The sequence below is a fragment of the Methylobacterium sp. GXF4 genome (assembly GCF_000272495.1).
Classification (GTDB): Bacteria; Pseudomonadota; Alphaproteobacteria; order Rhizobiales; family Beijerinckiaceae; genus Methylobacterium; species Methylobacterium brachiatum.
This window is the reverse complement of the sequence record NZ_AKFK01000065.1, coordinates 15,470-41,154: the sequence shown is the minus strand read 5'-3', so window position 1 is coordinate 41,154 and position 25,685 is coordinate 15,470. Positions and strand designations below refer to the sequence as shown.

Here is a 25,685-nt window from a genome sequence, read left to right as displayed (position 1 = left end):
AGAGCCAGGCCTTGAGCGGACGCGCCTGATGGAACCCGAGGACGAACTTCCCGAAGACGATTGGTCGGCCGCCCTTCTGGAGCAGGGCGCCGAAGGCGGCGACACGTCGCTCGCCGAGGAATGGGGTGCGGCCCTCGCCGAGCAGGGCACCACGCGCAACGCCGGAGACGTCGCCGCCGAATGGGCGACGATGATCGAGGACGGGGAGAGCGACAACCTCCCCGAGCTCGCCGGCAACGACCGGGTGCTCAACCAGGACGAGATCGACGGCGTCCTCGGCTTCTCCATGCGCGAGCTTTCGGCCTCAGGGGCCGGGGGCGTTCAGGCCATCGTCGATTCGGGCGTCGTCCAGTACGAACGCCTGCCGATGCTGGAGATCGTCTTCGACCGGATGATCCGGTTGCTGTCGACCTCCCTGCGCAACCTCTTCCAGGACAACGTCGAGGTGACGCTCGACAACATCACCTCGGTGCGCTTCGGCGACTATCTCAACGCGATCCCGCTGCCGACCCTGCTGGGCGTGTTCCGCGCCGAGCAATGGGAGAATTCCGGCCTCGTCACGGTCGATTCGAACCTCGCCTACGCGACCTTCGACCTGCTGCTCGGGGGCAAGCGCGGCGGCTCGTCGAGCCGCCTCGACGGGCGGCCGTTCACATCCATCGAGATGACGCTGGTGCGCCGGCTCGTGGAGATCATCCTGGGCGACCTCGAGCAGTCGTTCCAGCCGCTCTCGCCCGTCACCTTCGGCATCGACCGGATCGAGACCAACCCGCGCTTCGCCACCATCACCCGACCCGGCAACGCCGCGATCCTGATCAGCCTGCGCCTCGACGTCGACGGGCGCGGCGGCATGCTGCAGATCCTGTTCCCCTACGCGACCATCGAGCCGATCCGGGAGCTGCTGACCCAGAGCTTCATGGGCGAGAAGCTCGGTCGCGACCATGTCTGGGAGGGGCACCTTGCCACCGAGATCTGGCAGGCCGACGTCACCATGGAGGCGGTGCTTCACGAGATGATGCTGCCGCTCAAGCAGGTGATGCGCCTCAAGGTCGGCGATACCCTGATGTTCGACGCCAAGCCCTCAGACCTGATCGCCGTGCGCTGCGGCGACTGGGCCCTTACCCAGGGGCGGATCGGCCAGGTCGACGGCAATATCGCCGTCCAGGTCACGCGGCCCCTGCGCCGCTCGCGCACGACCATCCAGGCCTACGAGGCCTCGATGAACAGCCACACTGACGTTTAGCGTGCGATAGGTCCGGATCATGAGTCTCTTCGTCACGCTCGCCGCCGACATCCTGGTCGCCGTCCTTCTGGCGGCCACGATCGTCACGTGCCTGCGTCTGTCCCGCCGGATCAGCCAGCTTAAGGGCGACGAGGCGGCGCTGCGCCAGACCATCGGCGACCTGATGGTGGCCACCGGCACGGCCGAGCGCGCCATCGCGGGCCTGCGCTCGGCGATCGACGACGGCGACCGCACGCTCACCACGCGCATCGACGCCGCCACCGCCCGCGCGGCCGAGCTGGCTGCCCAGGTCGAGGCCGGGGAGACCGTGGTGATGCGCATCGGCGCGATCGTGGCGCAGATGCGCGCGGTGCCGGTCCGCGCCGAGCCGCCGCCCGCCCCGCGGCCGGTCCCCGAGGCGCCCGTGGCGCCCGCGGCGCAACGGCCGGAGCCCGCGAGCCCGAACGGCGAGCGCCTCGGCGCCGCCGCCGCGGCCGCCCTCGCGATGAGCGAGCGCGCCCTCGCCCGTGTTCGGGCGCGCGCCGCATGACCGGCGTACCGGCCCCGAAGATCCCGCCGGCCCCGAAGATCCCGCCGGCCCCGAAGATCCCGCCGGCGCCCAAGCCCAAGCCCACGTCGACGGCGGCGCAGCGGCCGGCCACGGCCCTGCGCCGCCCGCGCCTGAAGCCGACGCGGACGATGCGGCTGCGCCTGATCGATGCCGTGGCGATCGCGGCCGGGGGCCTGCTGGTGCTCAAGCTGCTCACCCTGGTGCAGGTCGGCCTGCCGGGGGCCGGCACCCTGCCAGAGTACAGCCGGGCGGTGGCCCGCGCCCGCACCGGCTACGAGCCGATCGATCCTCTGACCACCGGCTCGGTCGGGGCCAAGGACGAGGCGCCCGCGGCGCCGGCCGAGAAGCCCCAGGAGCCGCCCGCCCCCGAGCCGGCGAAGGCGGGGTCGGGCTCCCCGACCGAGCGCGCGCTGCTGGAGAAGCTCGGCGCCCGTCGCGACGCGCTGCGCCAGAGGAACGACGAGCTGGAGTTGCGCGAGAAGATGCTCAACGAGGCCGAGCGCAAGCTCGAGACCGGGCTCGGCGACCTGAAGCAGGCCGAGGAGAAGGTCGACGCGGCCGCCAAGGCCCGGGAGGAGGCCGAGAAGCAGGGGCTCAAGAACATCGTCACGATGTACGAGACGATGAAGCCCAAGGATGCCGCCCGGGTGTTCGACCGCCTGGGGCACGACGTCCTGGTGCCGATCGTCCTGGCCATGAACCCGCGCAAGATGTCCGAAGTGCTCTCGGCGATGCAGCCGGAAGCGGCCGAGCGCCTGACCGTGACCCTGGCCAACCGCGCCCGCGGCGTCGGCGGCGCCCAGGTCCAGGCCGGCGGAGGGCTGCCAGCGAACGAATTGCCGGCGATCGATCCGGGGCCGCCGCCGGCTCGATAGGCGGGGCGACTGCAGGGTCTTCGGAACGGTGCCGGGCGGCCGCGGAGCGTGGGCCCTCTGTCCGGTCCGGCGGTGACGACGCCCGATCGCCCGGCATCCGGACCCGCACGAAGCGGGCGCTGGTCGAGGCGCCCCGGGGCCGAGCAGCTGAAGATCACAAACGTTTCAGGGCGGCCACTTGAACCATCGGTCCAGGACAGGGCCGAGCCGGTTGGGACCTTTCCGGACGCGGTAGGATCATGTCCTTGACATTACAGTAAGGGCCATTATCTCGCTGCGTATACTCATGTATCTAGGCCGGATAGTGATGGCTCCAAAGGAATTGATCCTGTCTGGCGTTGCAGGTCTTGGCAACAAGCTGTTCGACAATGCCTCCGTCCAAAGACTTTTATTCAACGCTCTTCGCCTCAATAGAAAAGAGGTTCGGCGCCTCATACTGAGTCGTGATGCTGCGTTCCTCGGGTATTGTCTGGCGCGCAGGGCCCGTTCGAAATCGCAGATCCTCCAGGATCTCTGGGTCTGTTTCGAGCTGGATGAGAAGACGGGCGGTTATTTCGTAGAATTCGGTGCGACGAACGGCATCAAGAACAGCAACACGTGGCTGCTCGAGAAGACGCTCGGATGGACCGGCATTCTCGCGGAGCCGAATCCGATCTGGCATTCCGCATTGGCGGCCGAACGGGACGCGGCGATCGAACACCGTTGCGTCTCCTCGAAATCGCACGAGACCGTGACCTTCCTCGCGACCAACGACAGCGATCCCGAATTGAGCGGTATCGCCCGCTATGCCGATGCCGATCATTTCGCTGACACGCGCAGCCGCGGCCAACGGATCGAGATCGAGACCATATCCCTGGATGATCTGCTCGATGAGCACGGGGCTCCGCAACGCATCGATTATCTGTCGATCGACACGGAGGGCAGCGAGCTCGACATCCTGTCGGCCTACAGTTTCAGCCGCAGATTCAACGTCATATCGGTCGAGAACAATCCCAGGAACGAGGCCGCGATCGACGCGCTTCTCGCGTCGAACGGCTATGTCAGGGTTTATCGGCACTTCTCTCAGTGGGACAGTTGGTATGTCTCCAAGGAACTGAGGCAGGAGACGCCGGTGATCGTCGCGGCGCCCGATGCGTGAGCGTCGTCTGTGCTTGCGATCGGCTCGAAAGATCGGGACGGGCAGCTTCCGGCGGTGTCTTCGGGTTCAACCGGCATGATTGCCGCCCGGTGGGTCGGCGGACCCGCCAGGCGTGTTCAACGGGGTCGGAAGCGGTAGTGGCCGCAGAAATAGACGGGGCGGCCGGTCAGAAGCCGGTGCAGGCTCGCCATGGTCCGAGCCAGCGCGCCGCAGCGCCGGGTGATATCGACCGCCTCGATCACAGCGAGGCCGGGGGCGATGTCGCCGACGGTTTCGGGGCGTGGCACCGCCCAGCGAAACGACGCCCGGGTCTTGGCGAGACTCGGGTTTCGCCGCGACTGCCGCACCATGATCGGGGATGCGAAGTCGGCAGCCAGTTCGAGCAAGGCGCCGTTGCGCGCCGCACGGTCGACGAGCCCGCGCAACAGATTTTCGCCCACGGACGGCAATAGATACATCGAGACGCCTTCCGCCAGAACCAGGGTCGGCCGCCCGGGCGTCCAGCCGAGCTCGTCCATCCAGGCAAGCGGTTCCGTTTCCGTGACCCTGATGGTCCGGACATTGGCGCGCCGGGCGACCAAGGCTTCGCGCAGACGGACGACGTCGGCGAAATCCGCGTCGACCCAGTCCACGGTGGCAGGCAAGCGGATCCGCGACGGGCGGTCGTCCAGCCCGGAGCCGATGCTGACGCACAGGCCGGCCGGGTGGGACGCGATGAAGGTTTCAGTGATCCGGTCGAACCATTGGGCCCGGAGCACCGACCCGCGCATGCTTCCGGTATCCCGGGCGAAACGCGCGGGATCGAAGCCGAGCGCCGTCCCGATCCGCATTGCCTCGGCGTCCCGGAACTGAAGATCCGGGTGACGATCGGGCGCGGTCATCCGGGCCGCGAGCGGGATCAGCAGTGTTTCTGGAATGGTTCCTAAAGACTTGATGCTGAGATCGTCCATGACACGCGCTGCCGTCACCTGAGAGGACGATCAAGATCGCCCCTCGGCGGCGCTGCTTGCAATGGAACATCGCTGGCGGCGAGAACTTTTACGAAACTTTACTCTGCCGCCCGTCCGATTTCGGCGATCACGTCCTCGATGTCGGGTCGTTGCGCCGGATCAGGCTGCAGGCAAGCCGTTGCCAGAGCCCGCAACGCATCGGGCGCCGCGTCGCAGCAATCCAGCACCTCGCCCAGCAGGATGCCAACCGCCCGCACTTCGACCCGCGCCAACGCCGCGCCGACCGCGCCCCTGGGTAGTGCCGAGGCGGCGCCGAAATCGCTGAGCACGGCCGCACCGGTCTCGGCATCCCACAAGGTGTTGTGGGCGTAGACGTCGCCGTGGATCAGGCCGCGCCCGTGCAGATGGGCCACGGCTTCGGCAACGGCGCGAGCGATCCGCAGGGCCTTGTCCAGGCTGAGCCGCAGGGCCGGATCGTAGACGTCGCGGCTGCAGCTCGCCAGGCTCGGCGGGCCGGCCAGCACGCGCCACTGCGCCGGGAGCAGCCGCAGCAGCAGCCCCTGGGCGCCGTCGGGATGGTCGGCGAGCCGGCCGAGGGCGCCGGTGAGGGCCGGATGGGTGCCGGCGGCGAGGCAGGCCTCCATCTCGCGCTCCGGCAGACCGTCGCTGGTCATCGCGCCCTTGAACAACTTGAGCGCCACCGCCTGCATGCTCGAAGGCGCGTGCCAGACCGCCCGGTGGACCCGGCCCGAGGCCCCCTCCCCGAGCAGGTCGCCGACCTCTAGCGCCGACCACGGCACGGATGTCGAGACGGTGGGCTCCGTCGCCGGTTCGGCGGGATTGCCCGCGTAGGAGATCCAGGCCAGGCGCGGCAGGCGCGCCAGCCAGGGCGGGAGGGCGTCGAGCCGGTTGCAGGACAGGCGGATCAGTTCGAGGTTGTCCGCACCCGCGAGGCCCTCGGGCAGGCGCGCGATCCGGTTGCCCGACAGCATCAGCTTTTGCAGACGCGGGCGCGCGCCGAGGGCGTCGGGCAGGGTCTCGATCCGGTTGTCGGTGAGGGTCAGCCAGCGCAGATCGCGCGGCAGGGCGTCCGCCGGAACCTCCCGGATGCCGCAACCCCGGAAGCCGAGCTGGCTCAGCGTCGGGCACGCGCCCAGCACCGGCGGCAGGCGCTCGAACGGGTTGCCGGAACAGAACAGCACGCGCAGGCGGCTCAGCCGCCCGAGATCGTCCGGCAGGTCGGTCAGACTGCCCCGGCCGAGATCCAGCACCTCCAGGGTGTCGGCGAGGCCGAAGATCTCGCGGGGAAATTCCGAGAGCCCGTCGGGCAGCCGCAGCTCTCCCATTCCCGCCAGGTCGCCGCGCCGGAGGGCCGCGAGGGTTTCGGTGCGGTCCAACAGCGTCAGCCCCGCTTGAAGAAGGCGTCGGCCGCGCCCTGCGCCGCGTGCTTGGCCGCCCGCGCCGCCTCGATCCGGGCGATCTCCGCCTGCAGCAGCGCGATGCGCGCGTCGAGGTCGGCCAGCGAGAGCGTATCGAGCGGCTGACCGATCTCGTGGGCCACGGCCTTGCGGGGCCTGTCGTCGTCGTCGCGCATGGTGCAGCTCCCTACAGGAAGACGCGGCCGGCGCCGTCCCAGGAAAGCCCGAGATGAGCCGCCAGGGTGGCGCCGATATCGGCGAACGTGTCGCGCCGGCCGATCGAACGGGAGGCGATGCCGGGGCCGAAGGCCAGGACCGGCACCTGCTCGCGGGTATGGTCGGTCCCCGTCCAGGTCGGATCGTTGCCGTGATCGGCGGTGATCACCGCGAGGTCTCCGGGCTGAAGCGCCGCCAGGATCTCGGGCATGCGGGCGTCGAACGCCTCCAGCTCGGCGGCGTAGCCGGGCACATCCCGGCGATGGCCGTGCTCCGTGTCGAAATCCACGAGGTTGACGAAGATCAGGCCGCCCTCGGGCAGGTCGGCCAGGGCGTCGAGCCCGGCTTGCAGGCAGGCCGCGTTGGCGCCGGGCTTGATCTCGCGGCCGGTGGCGCGGTGGGCGAAGATGTCGCCGATCTTGCCGATGCTGACCACGGCCCGGCCCTCGGCCTCGGCCCGGTCGAGAAGCGTGAGGCCGGGCGGCTCAACGGCAAAGTCCTTGCGGTTGCCGGTGCGGCGGAAGCCCGCCTCCGCCGAGCCCACGAACGGGCGGGCGATGACCCGGCAGACCCGGTAGGGATCGCACAGGCGGCGCGCCACGCGGCAAAGCGCGTAGAGCCGCTCCAGCCCGAACGTCTCCTCGTGGGCGGCGATCTGGAAGACGCTGTCGGCCGAGGTGTAGCAGATCGGTTTGCCGGTCCGGACGTGCTCGGCCCCGAGCGCGTCGATGATGGCGACGCCCGGCGCGTGCCGGTCCCCCAGGATGCCGGGCAGGCCGCCCTCGGCGATCAGCGCCTCGACCAGCGCGGGAGGGAAGGCCGGCCGCGTGTCCGGGAAATGGCCCCAGGGCTCGGGCAGCGGCAGGCCGGTGATCTCCCAATGACCGGAGGGCGTATCCTTGCCGGCGGCCGTCTCGACGGCATGGCCGTAGGCGCCGCGCGGCTCCCCCTCAGGCGCGAGGTTCGGCGGGATGCGCCCGGAGGCTCCGGCGGCGGCGAGGCCGAGGCCGAGTTCGGCGAGATGAGGCAGGCGCAGCGGGCCGGCGCGCAGGCCCGCCCGGTCGCCGCGTCCGGCCGCGCAGGCCTCGGCGATGTGCCCGAGCGTATCGGAGCCGGCATCGCCGTAGGCGGCGGCATCCGGAGCGCCGCCGATGCCGACGGAATCGAGGACGATGAGGAGGGCGCGGGCCACGTCAGGCGGGCTCCAGCTCGGTGGCGACATCGCTGTCGAGGGCGAAGGCCGCCTTGAACAGCGCCCGCGTATAGGGCGTCTGCGGATCGGCGAAGATCGTCTCGGCGGGGCCTTCCTCGACCACCTGACCGTTCTGCATCACCACCACGTAGTTCGCGAGCGCCCGGACCACCTTCAGGTCGTGGCTGATGAACAGGTAGGCCAGGCCGCGCTCGCGCTGCAGGTCGCGCAGCAGCGTCACGATCTGCGCCTGGACCGAGCGGTCCAGCGCGGAGGTCGGCTCGTCCAGCACGACGAAGCGGGGATTGAGCACCATGGCCCGGGCGATGGCGATGCGCTGGCGCTGGCCGCCCGAGAATTCGTGCGGGTAGCGGTCCATGGCGGCCGGGTCGAGCCCGACATCGGTGAGCGCCTTGGCGACCACCGCCCGGCGCTCGGCCCGGGAGCGCGCCGCGCCCTGCACGATCAGCCCCTCGGCCACGATGTCGGCCACCGACATGCGCGGCGAGAGCGAGCCGTAGGGGTCCTGGAAGACCACCTGCATGTCCCGGCGCAGGGGGCGCATCTGCCTGACGGTGAAGCCGTCGATGGCTTGGCCGAGGAACACGATCGGTCCCTCCGAGCCGGTGAGCCGCAGCAGGGCGAGGCCGAGCGTGGTCTTGCCCGAGCCGGATTCGCCGACGACGCCGACGGTTTCGCCGGCCCGGACCGTGAGCGACACCCCGTCCACCGCCTTGACGTGGCCGGTGACGCGCCGGAACGCCCCCGATTTCAGCGGGAACCAGACCTTGAGCGGCCCGGCCTCGACGAGGGGCGGCGCGTCGGCCGGGACCGGGTTGGCCCGGCCCTTCGGCTCCGAGGCGATGAGGCGGCGGGTGTAGTCGTGCCGCGGGTTGGCGAAGACCGCCTTGGTCTCGCCGGCCTCGACGATCTTGCCCTTCAGCATCACGCAGACCCGGTCGGCGATGCGCTCGACGATGCCGAGATCGTGGGTGATGAACAGCAGCGCCATGCCGAGGCGCTTCTGCAGGTCGGCGAGCAGCGCCAGGATCTGGGCTTGGACCGTCACGTCGAGGGCGGTGGTCGGCTCGTCGGCCACCAGCAGGTCCGGCTCGCAGGCGAGCGCCATGGCGATCATCACCCGCTGGCGCTGGCCGCCGGAGAGCTCGTGCGGGTAGGCGCCCATGCGGCGCTCGGCGTCGCGCAGGCCAACCAGTTCCAGAAGCTCGAGAATCCGCGCCCGCGCGGCCTTGCCGGACAGGCCGCGATGGAGCCCCAGCACCTCGCCGATCTGCCGCTCGATCGTGTGGAGCGGGTTGAGCGAGGTCATCGGCTCCTGGAACACCATGGTGATGTCGGCGCCGCGCACGTCGCGCATCTGGCGCTCCGGCAGGCTGGACAAGTCCCGGCCCTTGAACAGGATTTTTCCGCTCTGGCGCGCCGCGCCGTCGAGCAGCCGCAGAATTGCCAGGGCGGTCACCGACTTGCCGGAGCCCGATTCGCCGACCAGCGCCACGGTCTCGCCCCGGCGGATGGTGAAGCCGATCGAATCGACCGCCGCCGTCTCGCCTTCGCGGGAGCGGAAGGCGACGGACAGGCCCTCGACGGACAGGAGCGGCGGGGTTTCGGCCTCGGACATGGCACCCTTATAGCGCGGCCGGCACCCTAGCCTACCCGGCCGCGGATGCGCGATCATGCGCGTCGCCAGCAGCCCGGGGACTCGCCATGCCGGATCTCGTCGACGCATTGGCCGCGCAGACCCGCCTTCCCGGCGCAGGTTCTGCGCAGCGTCCGCCCACCCCGCGCATCACCGGGACCGGCGCCCTCCCTTCCGCGTTCCGGGTCACCGAGCTCGCCGCGGCCTCGATCGCAACCGCCGGCGTGGCGCTCGCGGAAGTTGCGGGCCTCGACGGAGAGGTCGCGGTCGACCGCCGGCTCGCCTCCGCCTGGTTCGCGACCTCCCTGCGGCCGGACGGCTGGCTTGTGCCGGCGCCCTGGGATCCGGTGGCCGGCGACTACCGGACCCGTGATGGCTGGATCCGGCTCCACACCAACGCCCCGCATCACCGGGCGGCGGCCGAGCGGGTGCTCGGCGCCCAGGCCGACCGGGCCGGCATGGCGCGGGCCGTGGCCGGCTGGGCCAAGGCGGAACTGGAGGCGGCGATCCTGGCGGAGGGCGGCTGCGCGGCCGAGATGCGCGGGCTGGAAGAATGGGCCTCCCATCCCCAGGGCCGGGCGGTTTCGGCCGAGCCCCTGGTGGCGTTCGCGCCGGGATCCGACCGGAGCGCGTCGCGCTGGCGGCCCCGGACGGAGCGGCCGCTGGCGGGGCTGCGGGTGCTCGACCTGACCCGGGTGCTCGCCGGGCCGGTGGCGACCCGGTTCCTGGCCGGGTTCGGCGCCGACGTGCTGCGGATCGATTCGCCCGACTGGGACGAGCCGGCCCTGGTGCCCGAGATGACGCTGGGCAAGACCTGTTCCCGTCTCGACCTGCGGCGGGCCGCCGACCGGGCGACCTTCGAGGCGCTGCTGGCGGGGGCGGACGTGCTGGTCCACGGCTACCGTCCCGGCGCCCTGGACGGCCTCGGCTATGACGCTCCGGCGCGGCGGGCGCTCGCCCCCGGCCTGATCGACGTGTCGCTGGACGCCTATGGCTGGACCGGCCCCTGGGCCGGACGGCGCGGCTTCGACAGCCTGGTCCAGATGAGCTGCGGCCTCGCCCAGGCCGGCCAGGCCTGGCGGCAGGCCGAGGGGCCGGTGCCCTTGCCGGTCCAGGCGCTCGACCACGCCACCGGCTACCTCATGGCGGCTTCCGTGCTCCGCCTGCTGGCCCGGCGCCTCTCGGACGGGACCGGCGGCCAAGCCCGCCTGTCGCTCGCCCGGACGGCGGCGTTCCTGATCGCGGCCGGGCCGGCCGGACCGGAGCCGGCGTTCGCCCCCGAGACGCCGGAGGATCGCGCCCCGGAAGTCGAGCCGACCTCCTGGGGCCCGGCCCGTCGCCTGCGCCCGCCGCTGACGGTGGCCGGTGCCGCGCTGCGCTGGGACCGGGCCGCCCGCAACCTCGGAGATGACGCGCCGGCCTGGGCGTCGGAGCCGGGGAGCCGCGTGCGGTAGACAGCGGGTTCGCGATGGATCGGGATCGGGCCGGTGGCGCGGGCCGGCCTGCTGCCCGGCCGCGCCCGGTTCCGGCCCGTGGCGCGCCGTCCTCAGATCCCGTTTTCGAAATCCAGCCTTCGCTTCCCGGCTCCCCCGGAGAGACCGGAGGCGGACCGGACGGCGCTGGGAATAGACCTATTCGCAAGATTTTCTGGGCGCAGAGAGTTTCGAATTAACCGCCTCGTGCCATCACCGCGCGTCTCAGGTCTGTTATCGTCATGCGGCTGCGCACGCTCCTCGCCCTCATCTTCGCAGTCGGAGCCCTGTTGCTCACCGCTGCCGCCACGACCGTGGTCTCGCAATTCGTCTCCGCACGTGTCCAGATCCGCGCCGAGGCTCACGCGGCCGAGCTCGCCGAGCACCTGCGCCAGATCATCGACGCGAACATGACCGAGCGGCTCGGCGACATGGCCGTGCTGTCCTCGGTCGCGCGGACGAACGCCACGACGCCCGAGACACGGCGCGCCTGGGTGGATGCCCTGCGCCAAAGCTACCCGGCCTATGCCTGGATCGGTTTCGCAGACCAGGCCGGCACGGTCGTGGCCAGCACCGGCGGCATGCTGGAAGGCGAGAGCGTCGCGGCGCGCCCGTGGTTCCAGCAAGGCATCCGGGCGCCGACCGTCATCGACATCCATGAGGCCAAACTTCTCGCGACGCGGTTGCCGGCGCTGCTCTACGGTGAGCCCCGACGCTTCGTCGACGTAGCGGTGCCGCTGCGCGATTCGACCGGTGCCCATGTCGGCGTTGTCGGCGGGCATCTCAGCGTGACGTGGATGCGCGAGATGAGCCGGGCGGCCATCGCGACGGCCCTGAAGCGCGAGCCGAGCGTCGAGGTGCTCATCCTCGCGGGTGACGGGACCGTCATCCTCGGCCCCGGCGACCAGGCCGGCCGGAGGATCGAGGCCGAACTGCCGACGCTCCCGGCCTTGACCGCCGGCGCCGAACTCACGAGCACCCGCGGCACATGGCCCGAAGGCGGCGATTACTTCATCGGCGCGAGCCGCGCGCGACCGTCCGTCGATCGACCGACGCTGCCCTGGACCGTCCTGGTCCGTCAGCCCGTCGAGGTCGCCAAGGCGATCTCCAGTCCGATCGTCAACCGGCTGATGCTCGGCGGCGCGGCCTTCACGCTGCTCTTCGCGTTGCTCGGTTGGTGGGCGGCAGAGTACCTGGCCGGACCGCTCCGCGCCCTCGCGGGTGCCGCCAGCACGATCGGCCACGACACCGCCGAGGCCCATCTGCCGAAGCCGCGCGGGTATCTGGAGATCTCCGAGCTGACGGGCGCCCTGACCGGATTGCTGGCGCGCCTGGGCGAACGCGATCGCGCTCTCGCGCAGGCCAATTGCGATCTCGAGCGACGGGTGTCCGAACGGACCGCGGAATTGGCCCAGGCACGGGACCGGGCCGAAGCGGCACAGGCGCGCGCAGAAGCCGGGGAACGCGCCAAGAGCGATTTCCTGGCGACGATGAGCCATGAGGTGCGCACGCCGCTGAATGCCATCGTCGGGTTCGGTGACCTGCTGCGCGACGAGTCCAGCCTTACCCCGCACCAGAAACGCTGCATCGATCAGATGCGGGTCGGTTGCGAGGTCCTGACGAGTGTCGTCAACGACATCCTCGACTACGCCCGCATCGAAGCAGATGGCGTCGTGCTTGAGGCCGAGCCGTTCTCGCCGCGCGCCCTCGTGGAGGAAACCGTCGCGCTCGTCGCCGGCACCGCCGAGCGCAAAGGGCTCGACCTGCGATGCGAGGGCGACGCGAGCGACGAGCCGCGCGTCATGGGGGACAAGACGCGGCTGAGGCAGGTGCTCCTCAACCTCGTCAACAACGCGGTCAAGTTCACGCAACATGGCTCCGTGACCGTCGTTCTGACACGGACCGCGACGGCGGCGGGGATCGATCTGCGCGTCTCTGTTCGCGACACCGGCATCGGCATCCCGGTCGAGGCGCAGGCGCGGCTCTTCACCCGCTTCGTACAGGCCGACAGCAGCACGACCCGGCGCTTCGGCGGAACGGGGCTGGGCTTGGCCATTGCCAAGGGCCTGATCGAGGCGATGGGCGGCACGATCGGCCTGGAGAGCCGGGATGGCGAGGGCTCAACGTTCTGGTTCAGCGTCACGCTTCCGCGTGAGCCGCTGGGCAGTCAGGCGCTCGATCACGTCACCGGCACGGCTCCGCCTGTTTCGAGCGCGAGCGACACGCCGCGGCGCGCGCACCTGCTTCTCGTCGAGGACGGGGCCATCAACCGTGAGATCGCCCAGATGGTTCTGGAGGCGATGGGCTATCGCATCTCCACGGCCTGCAACGGGCAGGAGGCCGTGACCATGGTCCGGGAGCAGGCCTACGATCTGGTTTTGATGGATGTCGAGATGCCGGTGATGGACGGCATGACTGCCATTCGGCACATTCGTGATCTGGAAGGGACGGCGCGCCATGTGCCGATTATCGCGATGACCGCGCACGTCCTCCCGGAGCAGGTCCAGAACCTTCTGGCAGCGGGCGCGGACGGGCACGTTGGAAAGCCGTTCGATCGCGCCCGTCTGTGCGCCGTCATCGAGCGCAGCCTCGGCGCGGTGCCCCTTCAGGAACGCTCGGCCGCATGACCGGGCGCGCCCGAGCCGGAGCGATCCATCCCGCGGCTCTCTCACCCGTCCCATCGTCTCCAGGCGGCGAAGCCGGTGGTGCCCGCGCAGGAGCCCGCCAGGGAGCGCGCGGCCCGCCGGAGAGCGCCCGCGAGGCGCGCGGGTGTTCGCGGTCGCGTGAAGGGGGTTCGACGGACCACGTCAGGTTACCCAGCTCCAACGCGATGCGGCCTCGAACGGGCGATCCGCTCCCGGGAGATCAACCACAAGTTACGGAATTTTCAGCCTCTTCGGCGGCTGTTCTGTCGAAAACAGGAATTGGCAAGGTCTAAGCCGTCAGATGGACCTGGGCGAGCCGAGGTCGGGACCCGGTGACAATCCCGCCCGTCGCTTCGCCGCACGGAGGCACGCCGTCGTTCGATGTCCCAAACCCTGCACCGAGACCGTCGTGAGGATGCGCGCCTGGGCGCGCTGCTCCAACTCGACCTCCTCGACACGCCGCCGAGCGAGAGCTTCGACCGCATCACGCGGATGGCGAGCCAGATCTTTAATCTGCCGATCTCCGCGGTGTCGCTGACGGACCGCGACCGGCAATGGTTCAAGTCGCGCGTCGGCGTCGACCACGGGTCGATCCCGCGGGAAGGCGCGCCCTGCGCGCAGGTCGCCGAGACCACCGACGTCCTGGTGATCCCCGATTTCCAGCAGGATGCCGCTTACGCCGACAGCGTGCTCGGCCGCTCCGGCATCCGCTTCTATGCCGGCGCGCCGCTGGTGACCCGCGACGGGTACGGGCTCGGCGCCCTGTGCGTCCTGGGAACCGAGCCGCGCTCCGTGATCGAGTCCGAGATCGCCGCGCTCAAGGATCTCGCCGCAATGGTCATGGCGCAGATCGAGCTGCAGCATGCCTTCGGGCGGATCGACCCGCTGAGCGGCCTGCCGAGCCGGGACCAGTTCCTGGATGACCTCGCCGATCTGGCGGCCGAGCGCCCCGACGAGTCGCGGCTCGCCGTGCTGATCGATCTCGCGCGTCCCGAGCAGGTCAATGACTATGCCCGCGTCATGGGCCTGGGCCGGATCGACGATCTGATCCGGGACGCGGCGCTCGGCATACAGCGGGCCATCGGCTCGGAGCTCAAACTCTACCACACCGCGGCCACGCAATTCGCCTTCCTGGCGCCCCGGGGCGTCGTGCAGGACGAGTATGTCCGTTACCTCACGGAGGGACAGCGGCAGGAGCAGCAGCGCTCCATCACCGGAATGCTCCTGACCAGCGCCATCGGCGTCACCGCCTTCGTGCCCCGCGCGACGGGACCGCAGGACGTGCTGCGCGCCCTCTACGGCGCGGTCCAGGAGGCGCGCTCGTCGCCCGATCTGGTCGGCATCTATTCGTCCGTGGCCGATGCCGCCTATCGGCGCCGATACCGCCTGCTGCGGGATTTCGGGCCGGCGCTGCTCGCCGGCGACCAGCTGCGCCTCGTGTTCCAGCCGCGGATCGATCTGCCCACGGGGCGGTGTATCGGCGCGGAGGCGCTACTGCGCTGGAACCACCCGGATCTGGGGGCCGTGTCCCCCGGCGAGTTCGTCCCGGTCATCGAGCATTCGCCCCATGCGCACGCCATGACGGCCTTCGTCCTGGAGACGGCCCTGGCGCAGGCGCGCCGGTTGCGGGCGGCGGGCCGCGCGATCGTGATCTCGGTCAACGTCTCGGCGGCCAACCTGCACGAGACGGATTTCGGCACCTCCGTCCGGGACGCCCTGCGGCGCCACGATCTCGAGCCGGCGCAGCTGGAATTGGAGATCACCGAGAGCGCGATCATGCAGGATGCCACCCATGCGCGGCGCCAGCTGGATGAGCTCGCCGCCGCCGGCATCCGCCTCGCCATCGACGATTTCGGAACCGGCTACAGCAGCCTCGCCTATCTCCAGGATCTGCCGGCCCATGTCGTGAAGATCGACCGCAGCTTCGTGCTGAAGCTCGGCGAGGGCGAGAAGGAGATGTCGCTCGTCCGCTCGATGATCGGCCTCTCGCACGATCTCGGCTACCGCGTGGTCGCGGAAGGCATCGAGACCGCCGAGGCGGTCGATCAGCTCCTGGCGATGCAGTGCGACGAGGCGCAAGGCTACTTCTTCGCGCGCCCGCTGGAGGTCGAGCCCTTCCAGGCCTGGCTTGTCGACCACGAACGGGTCGCCCGGGCCGCGGCGTGAGGCGACGTCCGGCACCCCCGGCAACGGGAGACCGGTTTCCGCGAGGATCGGGCCGCCACGCGCGATGACGGGGCGGCCTGACCGGGTGGCACCGGGATGGGAGGTTGCAGGGGATCGGAGGCCGGCGCCCCCGGTCACGGCCGCACGGCGGTGACCTCGATCTCCACCAGCCAGCCCGGATTGGCCAGGGCCGCCACCTGGACCGCCGAACGGGTCGGCAGGTTCGGCTGGGCCGCCGTGCCGAACTGCTCGCGGTAGGCCTCCATCAGGCCGGCGAAATCCATCCGCCCGCCCTTGGCCGGGTCGCCGACCAGAAACACCGTCATCTTCACCACGTCGCGCAGCGACAGGTTCCGGCGCTTCAGGGCCGCCTCGATGGCGGTCAGGGTCGAGGCGGTCTGGGCGCGGGTATCCCCGAAGGCGGCGACCGAGTTCTTCTCGGCGTTGGGGTTGGTCACCGAAGGCCCGAAGCCGCTGAGATAGACGGTCGCGTGCCCGGCCGGGACCTCGACCGCCTCCGAGATCGGGAAGTCCGAGCCCGGGATCGGGTGCCGGGTGATGCCCTCGGCCAGCGCCGGCCCGGCCCACAGGGCGAGCGCCACGGCGAGCGGGCGGGCGAGCGGGATGAATCTCTGTCCGGTCATGGCCGTGCTGCCTTCACATCCTCGGGGGCGACCGCGTCGCCGTACCGATTGCCGAATTGGGTGCGGACGTAGTTCACCACCTCCGCGACCTGCGTGTCGCTCATCATGCGCCCGAGCGGGGGCATGCCGCGCTGGCCGTACAGCAGCACCGTGACGGGATAGCCGGCGCTGGCGAGCTTCTCGTTGTGCAGGAGGGCCGGATAGGCGGCCGCGCCGGTCGCGCCCTCCCCGCCCGCCTGATGGCAGGCGGCGCAGACCTGGGCGTAGAGGGCCGCGCCCCCGCTCTCGGTGAAGCCTTGGCCCTCGCTCATCGGGGGCCCGGCCGACGGCAGCGCCGCACTGGTGGCCGGTTCCTGCGCGGCGGCGGCGACGCCGGTCGCCAGCAGCACAGCGGCGGTTCGGGCGATCGAAGACATGCTCATGCTGCCAAGACCCTCTTGTGAAGCCGCGTGACCGCGTCGAGCGCCGAGAGGATCGCGCCCTCCTGCCAGGCCGGGATGTACGAGGCGTGCTCGCCGGCCAGCATGATCCGCCCGTCGATCGCGCAGAGGTTGTCGTAATGCTCGGCCCGGGCCGCGTCGGTCCAATCGCCGGCGCAGCCCAGGGTGAACGGCACCCGGTGCCAGGCCACCGCGATCCCGGTCTCGAACTCGGTGCGGTATTGCGGGTGGATCTGGCTGCCGTAGGCCACCGCCCGGCGCACCCGCTCGGCGGGGCTCATGGCGGTGAATTCGTAGGAATTCGGCCCGTTCCAGGTATAGGCGCCGAGCAAGACGCCCTTGCCGCCGGTATTGTAGCCGGTCGAGGGATAGGAGATCTGGCGGATCGGCAAGTCCGTGTAGGAGATGCCGCCGAAGATGTGCTCGTCCTCCTCCCAGAAGCGCCGCTTGAACTGCAGGCCGACCTTCACGGACGAGGCGTAGGGCACCGCGTCGATGGCGGCCTTCATCTTCGGGCCGACCTGGGTCGGGATCTGGCTGAGCACCGTCAGCGGCAGGGCGCAGACGCACCAATCCGCCTGGGCCTGCCGAATGGCGCCGCCCTGGCCGAGATCCTGGTAGGTGGCGGTGACGCCGTGGGCATCCTGGGCGAGGCCCGTGACCTTGGCGCCGTACCGGATCGTGTCCGGCGGCAGGGCGCGGGCGAAGGCCTCGCCGATCCGCCCCATGCCGCCGACCGGCTGGAACATCGTTGTCTGGAACTCGTAGAGCAGGAAATTCTGCAGGCCGCGCCAGAGCCTGCCGGTCAGGATGTCGTGCAGCGCCATCGGCTCGCCGTCGACCGGCCGGGCCGAGAGGCCGCCGCCGGGATCCCGGGCATAGCCCCGGAACTCCGCACTGTCGGGGCCGGCGCGATAGGCGAGATCCTTGTCGAGGCCGCCGAGCGACCGCAGAGCCTCGATCAGGATCTCCTGGTCCTCCTTCGAGACCTGCGCGTCGAGGGCGCCCTTGCGGGTGGCCTTGGCCAGGAGCTCGGCGGTGGCGCCATCGAAATCGGCCTTGACGGTGCGGATCCGCTGCGGCGTGCCGTTGAAGCCCGTAGCGCTGTGCAGGAAGGCGTTGTGGTTGAGCTGGACGAACGGCTCCAGGGCCACGCCCAGCCGGCGGCAGTAATCGAGCACGCCGTGGTGGTGATAGGGAATCCGCCAGGGGCCGGGATTGAGGTAGAGGCCGGCGTCAAATTCGCAGCGTTGCGTGGCGCCGCCCAGCTCCGTGTAGGTGTCGCCGCCGCGCAGCGACCAGTTCCGGCCGCCGGCGCGGGTGTTGTACTCGAGGATCTGCACCCGGTACCCGGCTCGGTGCAGCTCCAACGCCGCGGTCATGCCGGCGAGCCCCGCCCCCAGGATCAGCACCGAGGTGCCCTTGGGGTCGCCGTCGAGCCGGATCGGCCCGCGATACGGCGATTCCTCGGCAAAGCCGAGGCTGGTCATGACCTGATAGGCGGCCGCGCTCCCGGCCGCGGCGCCGACCATGGCAATCAGGTTGCGTCGACTGAATCCCGATCCCTCTGCCATCTCGCTCCCCATCCCCCGATCCGGATGCGTTAAGGACACTTCCGGCTAAGCAAGCCGGGGGCCAAAGCGGAGCGCGGCGAGGAAAAACGTGGCTTGCACTGTCGGGTGGAAGCTAAGCCTGTGCAGTCGGGTCAGATAGAGTCGGACCGTTATCTGGATGTTTGCTTCGGATAGCGGTTTGGCACACAGGATTGGTCTATCCCGTTTCAGTCGTGGCCCTGAGATGACGAAGCAAAGCGGGGACTGCGCAGAAGGGCTCTGAGCGGCTGCGCGGTTCCCGGAGGGCTCGTTCGAGGCTGCGGCGCAGCACCTGAGGATGCGGGACGCGTCGGAGAGAGGCGTAGCGCTCACCGCGCGGGCCGGCTCTGCCCGCCGCGTCATCACCCCCCAACCGTACGGATTGATCCGCCCGTGCGCCCCGCTACAAGCGGTTGTGTGATCACCCCCCGCCTGCGCTTCGGCGCGCTCCTCGCCCTTCTCCCGCTCCTCTGGGCCGGACCGGCCGCCGCGGCCCCGTCCGAGGGCGCGACCGAGACCGTCGAGCAGGCGCTCTGCCGGCTGATCGACGCTTCCGCCAAGGCGCGCGGGCTGCCGGTGCCGTTCCTGACCCGGCTGATCTGGCGCGAGAGCAGCTTTCGCGTCGGCGTCGTGAGCTCGGCCGGCGCGCAGGGCGTCGCGCAATTCATGCCCGGCACGGCACGGGAGCGCGGGTTGCTCGATCCGTTCGATCCCGAGCAGGCGATCCCGCACGCCGCCCACCTGCTCGCCGACCTGAAGCGGCAATTCGGCAATCTCGGTCTCGCGGCCGCTGCCTATAACGGCGGTGCCGCCCGCGTGAGCAAATGGCTCACCGGCGAGGGTGGCCTGCCCGCCGAGACCCGGGCCTACGTCGCCGCCATCACCGGGGCGCCGGCCGAGGATTGGCGCGGCGGCGCCGCCGCGACGGTCACCGATCCCGAAAGCGGGGCGCCGGAGGCGAAGGCCAAGCCGGACGTCAAGTCCGAGCCCAAGTCGGACGTCAAGTCCGAGCCCAAGCCGGATGCCAGAGCCGAGACCAAGCCCGAAGCGCCGGTGACCTGCATGCAGGTCACCGCCAGCCTGCGCATCCCGTCCCGCGGCGACCGCTTCGCGCTCGGGCCGAACGAGGGCCCGGCGGCGCCCTGGGGCATCCAGCTCGCCGGAAACTTTTCCAAGGCGCTCGCCCTGCAGAGCTTCAACCGCGCCCGCAACGCCTATGCCGGGGTGATCGGCGAGGCGCGGCCAATGATCATCGGCACCCGCCTGCGCAACCGCGGCACCCGGGCGTTCTACCGGATCCGCCTTCCGGCCCAGAGCCGGCAGGCCGCCGACGATCTGTGCGGCCGCATCCGCAAGGTCGGCGGCGCCTGCATCGTGCTGCGAACCTAGCGCCGCCTCCAACCCGAAAGCCGGCCTCCACCCTTCGCGCGGCGGCGCTGATTTTTTACCTGTCGCCCCGCTCCCGTCATCAAACCGCCCCGAGCGACGCCTTGAATGGGCCAATCGGGGCAACCGGACGGGATATGACACGACTCCTCATCGCGCTCGCCAGCCTCCTCGGCCTGGGGCTCGCGGCGTTCGGCTTCACCGCCGCCTCGCCGCTGACCCTGTTCGACGCGATCGGCCCGCGCGATGCCGGCGGCCGCCTGGCGGTGCGCGACCAGGCCTTCGGCGAGGGGCAACGGCGCCGGCTCGACGTCTACGTCCCCACGGTCGCGGCGGAACGGGCGCCGGTGCTGGTGTTCTTCTACGGCGGCTCCTGGCAGAGCGGCTCCAAGGACGACTACGCCTTCGTCGGCCACGCGCTGGCCGCGCAGGGCTTCGTGACCGTGCTGCCGGATTACCGCCTGTTCCCGGAGACGGCGTTCCCGGGCTTCCTCGAGGACGGCGCCGCCGCGCTCGCCTGGGTGCGCGACAACATCGCGGCCTATGGCGGCGACCCGCGGCGCATCGTGCTCGCCGGCCACTCGGCCGGGGCCTACAACGCGGTGATGCTCGGGCTCGACCCGCGCTACCTCAACGCCGCCGGGGTCGACCCGAAGGCGATCAAGGCGGTGGCCGGCCTGTCCGGCCCCTACGACTTCCTGCCGCTCGATCAGGACACCACGATCAAGGTGTTCGGCAAGGCCCCGGACCTGCCGCTGACCCAGCCGACGACCTTCGCGGGCCCGCTCTCGCCCCCGACCTTCCTGGCCACCGGCGATGCCGACACGGTGGTGAAGCCCCGCCATACGGTGAGCCTCGCCGCCAAGCTGCGCGCCGCCCACGTGCCCGTGCAGGAGCGGGTCTATGCCGGGCTCGACCACAAGGACACGCTGCTCGCCCTCTCGGTGACCTTCCGCTCCAAGGCCCCCGAACTCGCCGAAATGGCCGCGTTCCTGATGCGCCAGGCGGCCGGGCGGTCGCAGTACACGATGCGGCGCTAGCGTAAGTCTCCACCCACGGCGGTCACGCCAGCAGCGGCACGTGCGGGGCGGAAGTCCGGGGTAGGAGGCCGGTGAGCCGGGGATCGGCGGCGACCTCGACTTGGACCGCGCAGGGCGTGAAGCCGGAGCGGCGATAGAGGCCGAGCGCCCCGGGATGGTCGAACGTGCAGGTATGCACCCAGAACCGCCGGATCGGCCGCGACCAGGCTTTCTCGATCGCCGCGTTGACCAGTGTGCGGCCGAGCCCCTGCCCGACTGCGTCCGGGATCAGGCCGAGGAAGGCGAGCTCGCAGGTCTCCGGCTCGCGGAAATCCAGCTCCAAAAGGCCGAGATCCGCCCCGTCCCGGCGGAGCGCGTAGATCTCCACCCGCGGGTCATCGAGGATCGCCCGCAGCGCCGCGTCCGACAGGGTCAGGCGCGAGAACCACAGCCAGTCGGCGCCCACCGCCCGATAGAGGTCGCGATAGGTCTCGCAATCGGGTCGGACGAGCGGGTGCAGCGCCATCCCGTCCGGCAAGGGTTTGGCCGGGCGCGGGACCGGCGGCCCGAGCATCTCGAGGCTGGTGACGATGGCGGCGATGTGCCCCGGCGGCACCGCCGCGAATCCGACGGGCAGCAAAGGGGCGGCTGGGTCTGTGGGCATCGGCTCGGAGGGGTGGCGACCGCGAAGGCCGCCACCCTACCCGATCCCGGCCCCTCAGATCTGGACGCAGATCTTGCCGAAATGCCGGTTGCTCTCCTGGTGCCGGAACGCCGCGACGAGCTCGTCCAGCGGGTAGACGCTGTCCACGATCGGCCGCAGGCCGCAGGCCTCGATCCCGCGGATCATCGCGATCTGCTGGCTCCGGCTGCCGACCAGCACGCCCTGGAGCCGGATCTGGCGGATCAGCGCCGGGACCAGCGGCAGCGGCCCGGCCACGCCGGTGAGGATCCCGATCACCGAGATGTGGCCGGCAACCCGCACCGCCGCCATCGACTGTTCCAGGGTCCCCGGCCCGGCGACATCGAGCACGTGGTCGACGCCCCGCCCGTCGGTCAAGCGCTTCGCGGTCTCGCCCCAGGCCGGATCGGCGCGGTAGTTGATCAGGTGGTCGGCCCCGAGGCCGCGCAGGCGCTCGAGCTTCGCGTCGCTGGACGAGGTGGCGATCACGGTCGCGCCGGCCGCCTTGGCGAATTGCAGCGCGAACAGCGAGACGCCGCCGGTGCCCTGCACCAGCACCACGTCGCCGCTCTTGAGCCCGGCATCGTCGTGGAGCGCCCGCCAGGCGGTGAGCGCCGCCGTGGTCAGGGTCGCGGCCTCGGCATGGTCCCAGCCCCGGGGGGCGTGGGTGAAGGCGGTCTCGGGCGCCGTGACCCGCTCGCGGGCATAGCCGTCGATTCCGTCGCCCGGCACGGTGGCGAACCCCTCGACCTGCGGCGTGCCGTCGAGCCAGGTCGGGAAAAAGGTGCTGACCACCCGGTCCCCGACCGCGAACCCGTCCACCCCGGGGCCGATCGCCTCGACCTCGCCCGCCCCGTCGGACATCGGCACCCGCGGCTCGCTCGGCCCCCAGGTGCCGCTGACCACGGCATAATCGTGATAGTTGAGCGAACTCGCCCGCAGCCGCACGGTGATCTCGCCGGGGCCCGGTGCGGGCACGGGCCGCTCGCCGAACCCCACCTTGTCGAAGCCGCCGCCGGGCTGGACGATGACCGCCCGGGATGCCGATTGGGTCATGATGCACCTGTTTCTTGCGCGGGCCGAAAGTATTGCGATGAGGCCTGGTCGGACCGGACTAACCGCCACGACCGATGCAGGAGCGGCGGCGAAAACATTCTGACCGACGAAACGTCACAGCCTAGAAGTCCTGCCGCAACGCATTCCTGTCTCAGCGGATCAGCTCGATCGTCACACCGACGGCCCCGGCGATGTCCGGCCAGCGCCGCTCCGCCGTGAGAGCGGGTACGCCTTCTCGCTTCGCCAGAGCCAAGCAATAGCGGTCCCCCAGCGATAGGCCGCCTTCGAGCGTGATCGAACGTAAGAGGCCGGCGTCGTAGGACAATGCCGCATCGACGGGAAACAGGCGGATCGGCAGCGGCCGCAGCAGCATCTCGATGTCGCGGCGTCCAACGCCAAGCTTCGCGTAGTAGCTGATCACCTCGGCGAGGTTGACGGTCGTCATGACGGAGCCGTCGAGCCCAGCCTTGACCGTGTCAGCCCCCCGCTCTCCGAGCAGGAGCGCGAGGAGCGCCGAGGCATCGAGGACGAAGCGTGTCATTCGCGCTCGGCCTCGCGGGCGCGGTCGGCCAGGAAATCCTCGACCGAGGCGCCGCCTTTGCCGCCGATCAACCGGCGGCTCATCTCCTGCGCGCGCGCCACCACCTGATCCAGCGTCCGGAGCACGATGGCGTCCCCGATGTCTTCGACAATGACCTCGCCGCCGTTGCCGAGCCCATGCTTCTTGCGGAGGTCGGCGGGCAGGCTCATCCGCCCATCAGGCATCACCTTGGCCTTCATGGGGTCACTCCTCAATATGCCGTAAGCGGATCTATACGCCAGGAGGTGTCGCCAGTGCCAGATCCACCAGTCTACGCCGTCACCGTGGGGGCGCCCGCTAAGGTTATCGCCAGATCCTCCGCCGCAACCGCAGATCCCCCCATCGCCCCGGTGGCCGCAGCCGCTACAATGGGGAGCGCCGCATCCCGCGGCCCCGGCGGTGGAACGGCATGGCTTTGGCGGACGCGGCGATCGGGATCCCGGCCGGGAGGGTTCGGCCCGGCGCGGCGGCGCGCGACGTGCCGGATGTGCTGCGCGTGCTCCTGAACGGGGCGGTGTTCGTCCTGCTGTGGAACCATGTCTGGTTCGAGGACCTGTCCGACCGCTCCTCGCTCGCCGCCTCCGAGGCGGGCAGCCTGCTGACCCAGATCCTGTTCGTCGCGGCCGGGCTCGGCATGGCGGCGGCGATCCACCGGATTGGGTTCCGCCACCTGCGCCCGCTGGTGACCTGGCCGTTGACGCTCTGCGCCGGCTGGCTCGGGGTCACGGCACTCCTGTCGGTGGAGCCGAGCCTGTCGCTGCGGCGGCTCGTGCTGTTCGCCATCGCGGCGATGCTGTCGGCCGGGGTGCTGCTGGTCGCCCGGTCGCCGCGGCAGCTGGCCCTGACCCTGGCCGGCGCGGCCCTGGTGATCCTGATCTCGTCCTATCTGGCGGTGGCCCTGGTGCCGAACCTGGCGATCCACTCGGCCTTCGACGTGAATTCCGATCCGAGCCATCCGGGCCTGTGGCGGGGCATCTTCCCGCACAAGAACGAGGCCGGGGCCGCGATGGTGATCCTGGTGATCGTCGGGCTCTACGTCGCCTCCGCGGCGAGCCGGGTGCTCGGCTGGACGATCGTCGCCCTGGCGATCGGCCTGCTGGTGGCGAGCGGCTCCAAGACCGCGATCCTGCTTCTGCCGGTGATCCTGGCGGTCACCGGCCTGTGCCGGGTCTTCACCGGCGGCGGCCTGCGCGGCCTGCTGCTGCTCGGGCCGATCCTCGGGTTCTCGCTGATCTCCATCGGCTCGATCCTGGTCCCGGCGATCCAGGACGCGATCGGCGCGCTCCTGACCGACGCGACCTTCACGGGCCGCAGCGAGATCTGGCAATTCGCCCTCGACAACATCATGGTCCGCCCCTGGCGGGGCTGGGGCATCGGCGCCTTCTGGATGACCGAGCGGACCATGTATGGCGGCTCCGAGGAACTGACCTGGGTCAACACCGCCAACCACTCGCACAACGCCTATCTCGACACGGCTCTGATCGGCGGCTTCCCGTTCCTGGTGCTCACCGTCTGGGCCTTCGTGCTGGCCCCCGTGCGCGACCTGCAGCGCGGCGGCCGGGAGCTCGACGCGGAGACGCTGCTGTTCCTGCGCCTGTGGTTCCTGGGCCTCGTCTCGGCCTCGTTCGAGACCGTGCTCTACAACGGCAACAACGCCACCTGCTGCATGTTCATGATGGCGGTGTTCGGCCTGCGGTTGCGGACGCGCTACGCGATCGCGCGGGGGTGAGGTCGGGACACCCTACGAGACCCGGCCGCGCTCCGCGAGGAAGTCCAGCAGCGCCCGCACCCGCGACGGCAGCGGGCCGCCCTGACCGAGATGGATGGCGTGGAAAGCCTCCCGATCGCCGGGATTCAGGCGTTCCAGAACCGGCACCAGGCGGCCCGCCGCGATATCCGCCTGCACGGTGAAGGCGGCGAGACGCGCGAGCCCGTTGCCGCCGAGCGCCAGGTGGCGAAGCGCTTCGCCATCGCTCGCCTGCACGCGTCCGACCGGCGCCACGACCGTCCTGGCCCCAGCCTCCGTCACCGGCCAGCCATCGACCGCGCGCGCATAGCCGAAGCTGAGCCGGGTATGGCGGTCCAAGTCCTCGCGGGTCGCCGGGATCCCGAAGCGTTCGAGGTATCCCGGGGCGCCGACGATGACCATCGCGGTCTCACCGAGCTTGCGGGCGACGAGGCGTGAGTTCTTCAGCGGCCCGGCGCGGATCGCCACGTCGGTCCGTTCCGAAAGCAGGTCGACGACCCGGTCGGTCTGCATCAGGTCGACCGCAACCTGGGGATACCGCTCCAGAAAATCCGGCAGGATCCCCGCTAGGATATGGGCTGCGTAGGACGCGCTGGTGTTGAGCCGGATGCGGCCGACCGGGTGCTCGCCGGCCCCCGCGCTCCGCTCCGCATCCGCGATATCCGCCAAAATACGCGTCGCCCGTTCGTAGAACCCGCAGCCCTCCGGCGTGAGCTGGAACGCCCGGGTCGAGCGGTTGACCAGGCGGGCGCCGAGCCGGGATTCCAGCCGCGCCACGAGCTTGCTGACCGCCGACGGGGTCATGCGGCCGGCCCTGGCGGCGGCCGAGAATCCGCCGTGTTCGACCACCTGGACGAACACTTCCATCTCGCCGGAGCGGTTGGTCTCGGCGCGGGCCATGGTCGTTCACGTCACAAATGATGTTCGCTCCGGCACGCTATGTCGCTCTGCGGGCGCCGTCTATCCCGAGACCCCGTGAGCGAAGGCGGGCCGCGGAGGGCGGCTTTCGCCGGAAAA

At 70.6% G+C, this 25,685-nt stretch carries 23 protein-coding genes; 10 read left to right on the top strand and 13 right to left on the bottom strand.

What is annotated here, in order from left to right:
- Window positions 1-25 precede the first annotated feature (25 nt).
- The 4 genes from fliM (at window position 26) to WYO_RS16975 (ending at window position 3,806) form a co-directional block, all read left to right on the top strand.
- Window positions 26-1,243 carry a flagellar motor switch protein FliM gene (fliM, locus tag WYO_RS16990; protein ID WP_085985802.1) on the top strand — a complete coding sequence of 406 codons (1,218 nt, stop codon included), beginning with the start codon at window positions 26-28 and terminating at the stop codon, window positions 1,241-1,243.
- Between the two features lie 19 nt (window positions 1,244-1,262).
- Entirely contained in the window at window positions 1,263-1,772 is a 510-nt protein-coding gene (locus tag WYO_RS16985; RefSeq protein ID WP_007564696.1) for a DUF6468 domain-containing protein, read from the top strand.
- Window positions 1,769-2,668 (top strand): hypothetical protein, encoded by a 900-nt coding sequence (locus WYO_RS16980; RefSeq protein WP_007564695.1) that lies wholly within the window; start codon window positions 1,769-1,771, stop codon window positions 2,666-2,668. Before WYO_RS16985 ends, WYO_RS16980 begins: the two co-directional genes overlap by 4 nt.
- Before the next feature lie 307 nt (window positions 2,669-2,975).
- Window positions 2,976-3,806, top strand: coding sequence for an FkbM family methyltransferase (locus WYO_RS16975; protein ID WP_007564693.1), 831 nt, complete (start codon window positions 2,976-2,978; stop codon window positions 3,804-3,806).
- Between the two features lie 116 nt (window positions 3,807-3,922).
- Here WYO_RS16975 and WYO_RS29375 read toward each other — a convergent pair whose 3' ends face one another.
- The 5 genes from WYO_RS29375 to WYO_RS16950 all read right to left on the bottom strand — a co-directional run bounded on the left by WYO_RS29375 (window position 3,923) and on the right by WYO_RS16950 (window position 9,221).
- The gene (locus WYO_RS29375; protein ID WP_007564692.1) at window positions 3,923-4,756 is read right to left on the bottom strand and encodes a class I SAM-dependent methyltransferase; all 834 of its coding nucleotides are present in this window, start codon (window positions 4,754-4,756) and stop codon (window positions 3,923-3,925) included.
- 98 nt (window positions 4,757-4,854) lie between these two features.
- Window positions 4,855-6,153, bottom strand: a complete 1,299-nt coding sequence (locus tag WYO_RS16965; protein WP_007564691.1) for a leucine-rich repeat-containing protein kinase family protein — start codon at window positions 6,151-6,153, stop codon at window positions 4,855-4,857.
- A gap of 5 nt (window positions 6,154-6,158) precedes the next feature.
- Window positions 6,159-6,350, bottom strand: a complete 192-nt coding sequence (locus WYO_RS16960) for a DUF1192 domain-containing protein (RefSeq protein ID WP_007564690.1) — start codon at window positions 6,348-6,350, stop codon at window positions 6,159-6,161.
- An 11-nt stretch (window positions 6,351-6,361) separates the two neighbouring features.
- Window positions 6,362-7,582 carry a phosphopentomutase gene (locus WYO_RS16955; RefSeq protein ID WP_007564689.1) on the bottom strand — a complete coding sequence of 407 codons (1,221 nt, stop codon included), beginning with the start codon at window positions 7,580-7,582 and terminating at the stop codon, window positions 6,362-6,364.
- A 1-nt stretch (window position 7,583) separates the two neighbouring features.
- Window positions 7,584-9,221: an ABC transporter ATP-binding protein gene (locus tag WYO_RS16950; protein WP_007564688.1), complete on the bottom strand. Its 1,638-nt coding sequence runs from the start codon at window positions 9,219-9,221 to the stop codon at window positions 7,584-7,586.
- 86 nt (window positions 9,222-9,307) lie between these two features.
- Between WYO_RS16950 and WYO_RS16945 the strand changes: the two genes are divergently transcribed.
- The 3 genes from WYO_RS16945 (at window position 9,308) to WYO_RS16935 (ending at window position 15,522) form a co-directional block, all read left to right on the top strand.
- Complete coding sequence (locus WYO_RS16945) at window positions 9,308-10,693, top strand: CoA transferase (RefSeq protein ID WP_007564687.1); 1,386 nt, start codon at window positions 9,308-9,310, stop codon at window positions 10,691-10,693.
- A 260-nt stretch (window positions 10,694-10,953) separates the two neighbouring features.
- Window positions 10,954-13,338, top strand: coding sequence for a hybrid sensor histidine kinase/response regulator (locus WYO_RS29065; RefSeq protein ID WP_007564686.1), 2,385 nt, complete (start codon window positions 10,954-10,956; stop codon window positions 13,336-13,338).
- 399 nt (window positions 13,339-13,737) lie between these two features.
- Window positions 13,738-15,522 (top strand): EAL domain-containing protein, encoded by a 1,785-nt coding sequence (locus WYO_RS16935; protein ID WP_007564685.1) that lies wholly within the window; start codon window positions 13,738-13,740, stop codon window positions 15,520-15,522.
- A 134-nt stretch (window positions 15,523-15,656) separates the two neighbouring features.
- On the opposite strand, the gene WYO_RS16930 is transcribed toward WYO_RS16935, so the two are convergent.
- From WYO_RS16930 to WYO_RS16920, 3 genes are read right to left on the bottom strand one after another with little or no spacing between them, the layout of a single operon-like run.
- Window positions 15,657-16,166 carry a RidA family protein gene (locus WYO_RS16930; protein ID WP_007564684.1) on the bottom strand — a complete coding sequence of 170 codons (510 nt, stop codon included), beginning with the start codon at window positions 16,164-16,166 and terminating at the stop codon, window positions 15,657-15,659.
- Entirely contained in the window at window positions 16,163-16,588 is a 426-nt protein-coding gene (locus WYO_RS16925; protein WP_007564682.1) for a cytochrome c, read from the bottom strand. The genes WYO_RS16930 and WYO_RS16925 overlap by 4 nt, the downstream gene beginning before the upstream one ends.
- Entirely contained in the window at window positions 16,585-18,180 is a 1,596-nt protein-coding gene (locus WYO_RS16920; protein WP_039903210.1) for a flavin monoamine oxidase family protein, read from the bottom strand. Before WYO_RS16920 ends, WYO_RS16925 begins: the two co-directional genes overlap by 4 nt.
- 435 nt (window positions 18,181-18,615) lie before the next feature.
- Here WYO_RS16920 and WYO_RS16915 point away from each other — a divergent pair, with 435 nt between their 5' ends.
- Together WYO_RS16915 and WYO_RS16910 are read left to right on the top strand one after the other, a co-directional pair.
- The gene (locus tag WYO_RS16915; protein ID WP_193375357.1) at window positions 18,616-19,587 is read left to right on the top strand and encodes a lytic transglycosylase domain-containing protein; all 972 of its coding nucleotides are present in this window, start codon (window positions 18,616-18,618) and stop codon (window positions 19,585-19,587) included.
- A 134-nt stretch (window positions 19,588-19,721) separates the two neighbouring features.
- Window positions 19,722-20,624 (top strand): alpha/beta hydrolase, encoded by a 903-nt coding sequence (locus tag WYO_RS16910; RefSeq protein WP_007564677.1) that lies wholly within the window; start codon window positions 19,722-19,724, stop codon window positions 20,622-20,624.
- Window positions 20,625-20,646: 22 nt separating this feature from the next.
- Here WYO_RS16910 and WYO_RS16905 read toward each other — a convergent pair whose 3' ends face one another.
- The 4 genes from WYO_RS16905 to WYO_RS16890 all read right to left on the bottom strand — a co-directional run bounded on the left by WYO_RS16905 (window position 20,647) and on the right by WYO_RS16890 (window position 23,121).
- Complete coding sequence (locus tag WYO_RS16905) at window positions 20,647-21,267, bottom strand: GNAT family N-acetyltransferase (RefSeq protein ID WP_007564675.1); 621 nt, start codon at window positions 21,265-21,267, stop codon at window positions 20,647-20,649.
- 54 nt (window positions 21,268-21,321) lie between these two features.
- Window positions 21,322-22,341 (bottom strand): NAD(P)-dependent alcohol dehydrogenase, encoded by a 1,020-nt coding sequence (locus WYO_RS16900; protein ID WP_007564674.1) that lies wholly within the window; start codon window positions 22,339-22,341, stop codon window positions 21,322-21,324.
- Between the two features lie 151 nt (window positions 22,342-22,492).
- Window positions 22,493-22,882, bottom strand: a complete 390-nt coding sequence (locus WYO_RS16895) for a type II toxin-antitoxin system VapC family toxin (RefSeq protein ID WP_007564672.1) — start codon at window positions 22,880-22,882, stop codon at window positions 22,493-22,495.
- Window positions 22,879-23,121 carry an AbrB/MazE/SpoVT family DNA-binding domain-containing protein gene (locus tag WYO_RS16890; RefSeq protein WP_007564671.1) on the bottom strand — a complete coding sequence of 81 codons (243 nt, stop codon included), beginning with the start codon at window positions 23,119-23,121 and terminating at the stop codon, window positions 22,879-22,881. Before WYO_RS16890 ends, WYO_RS16895 begins: the two co-directional genes overlap by 4 nt.
- Before the next feature lie 209 nt (window positions 23,122-23,330).
- Between WYO_RS16890 and WYO_RS16885 the strand changes: the two genes are divergently transcribed.
- Entirely contained in the window at window positions 23,331-24,650 is a 1,320-nt protein-coding gene (locus WYO_RS16885) for an O-antigen ligase family protein (RefSeq protein WP_007564669.1), read from the top strand.
- Window positions 24,651-24,662: 12 nt separating this feature from the next.
- Here WYO_RS16885 and WYO_RS16880 read toward each other — a convergent pair whose 3' ends face one another.
- Window positions 24,663-25,568 carry a LysR family transcriptional regulator gene (locus tag WYO_RS16880; protein WP_007564668.1) on the bottom strand — a complete coding sequence of 302 codons (906 nt, stop codon included), beginning with the start codon at window positions 25,566-25,568 and terminating at the stop codon, window positions 24,663-24,665.
- Window positions 25,569-25,685 lie beyond the last annotated feature (117 nt).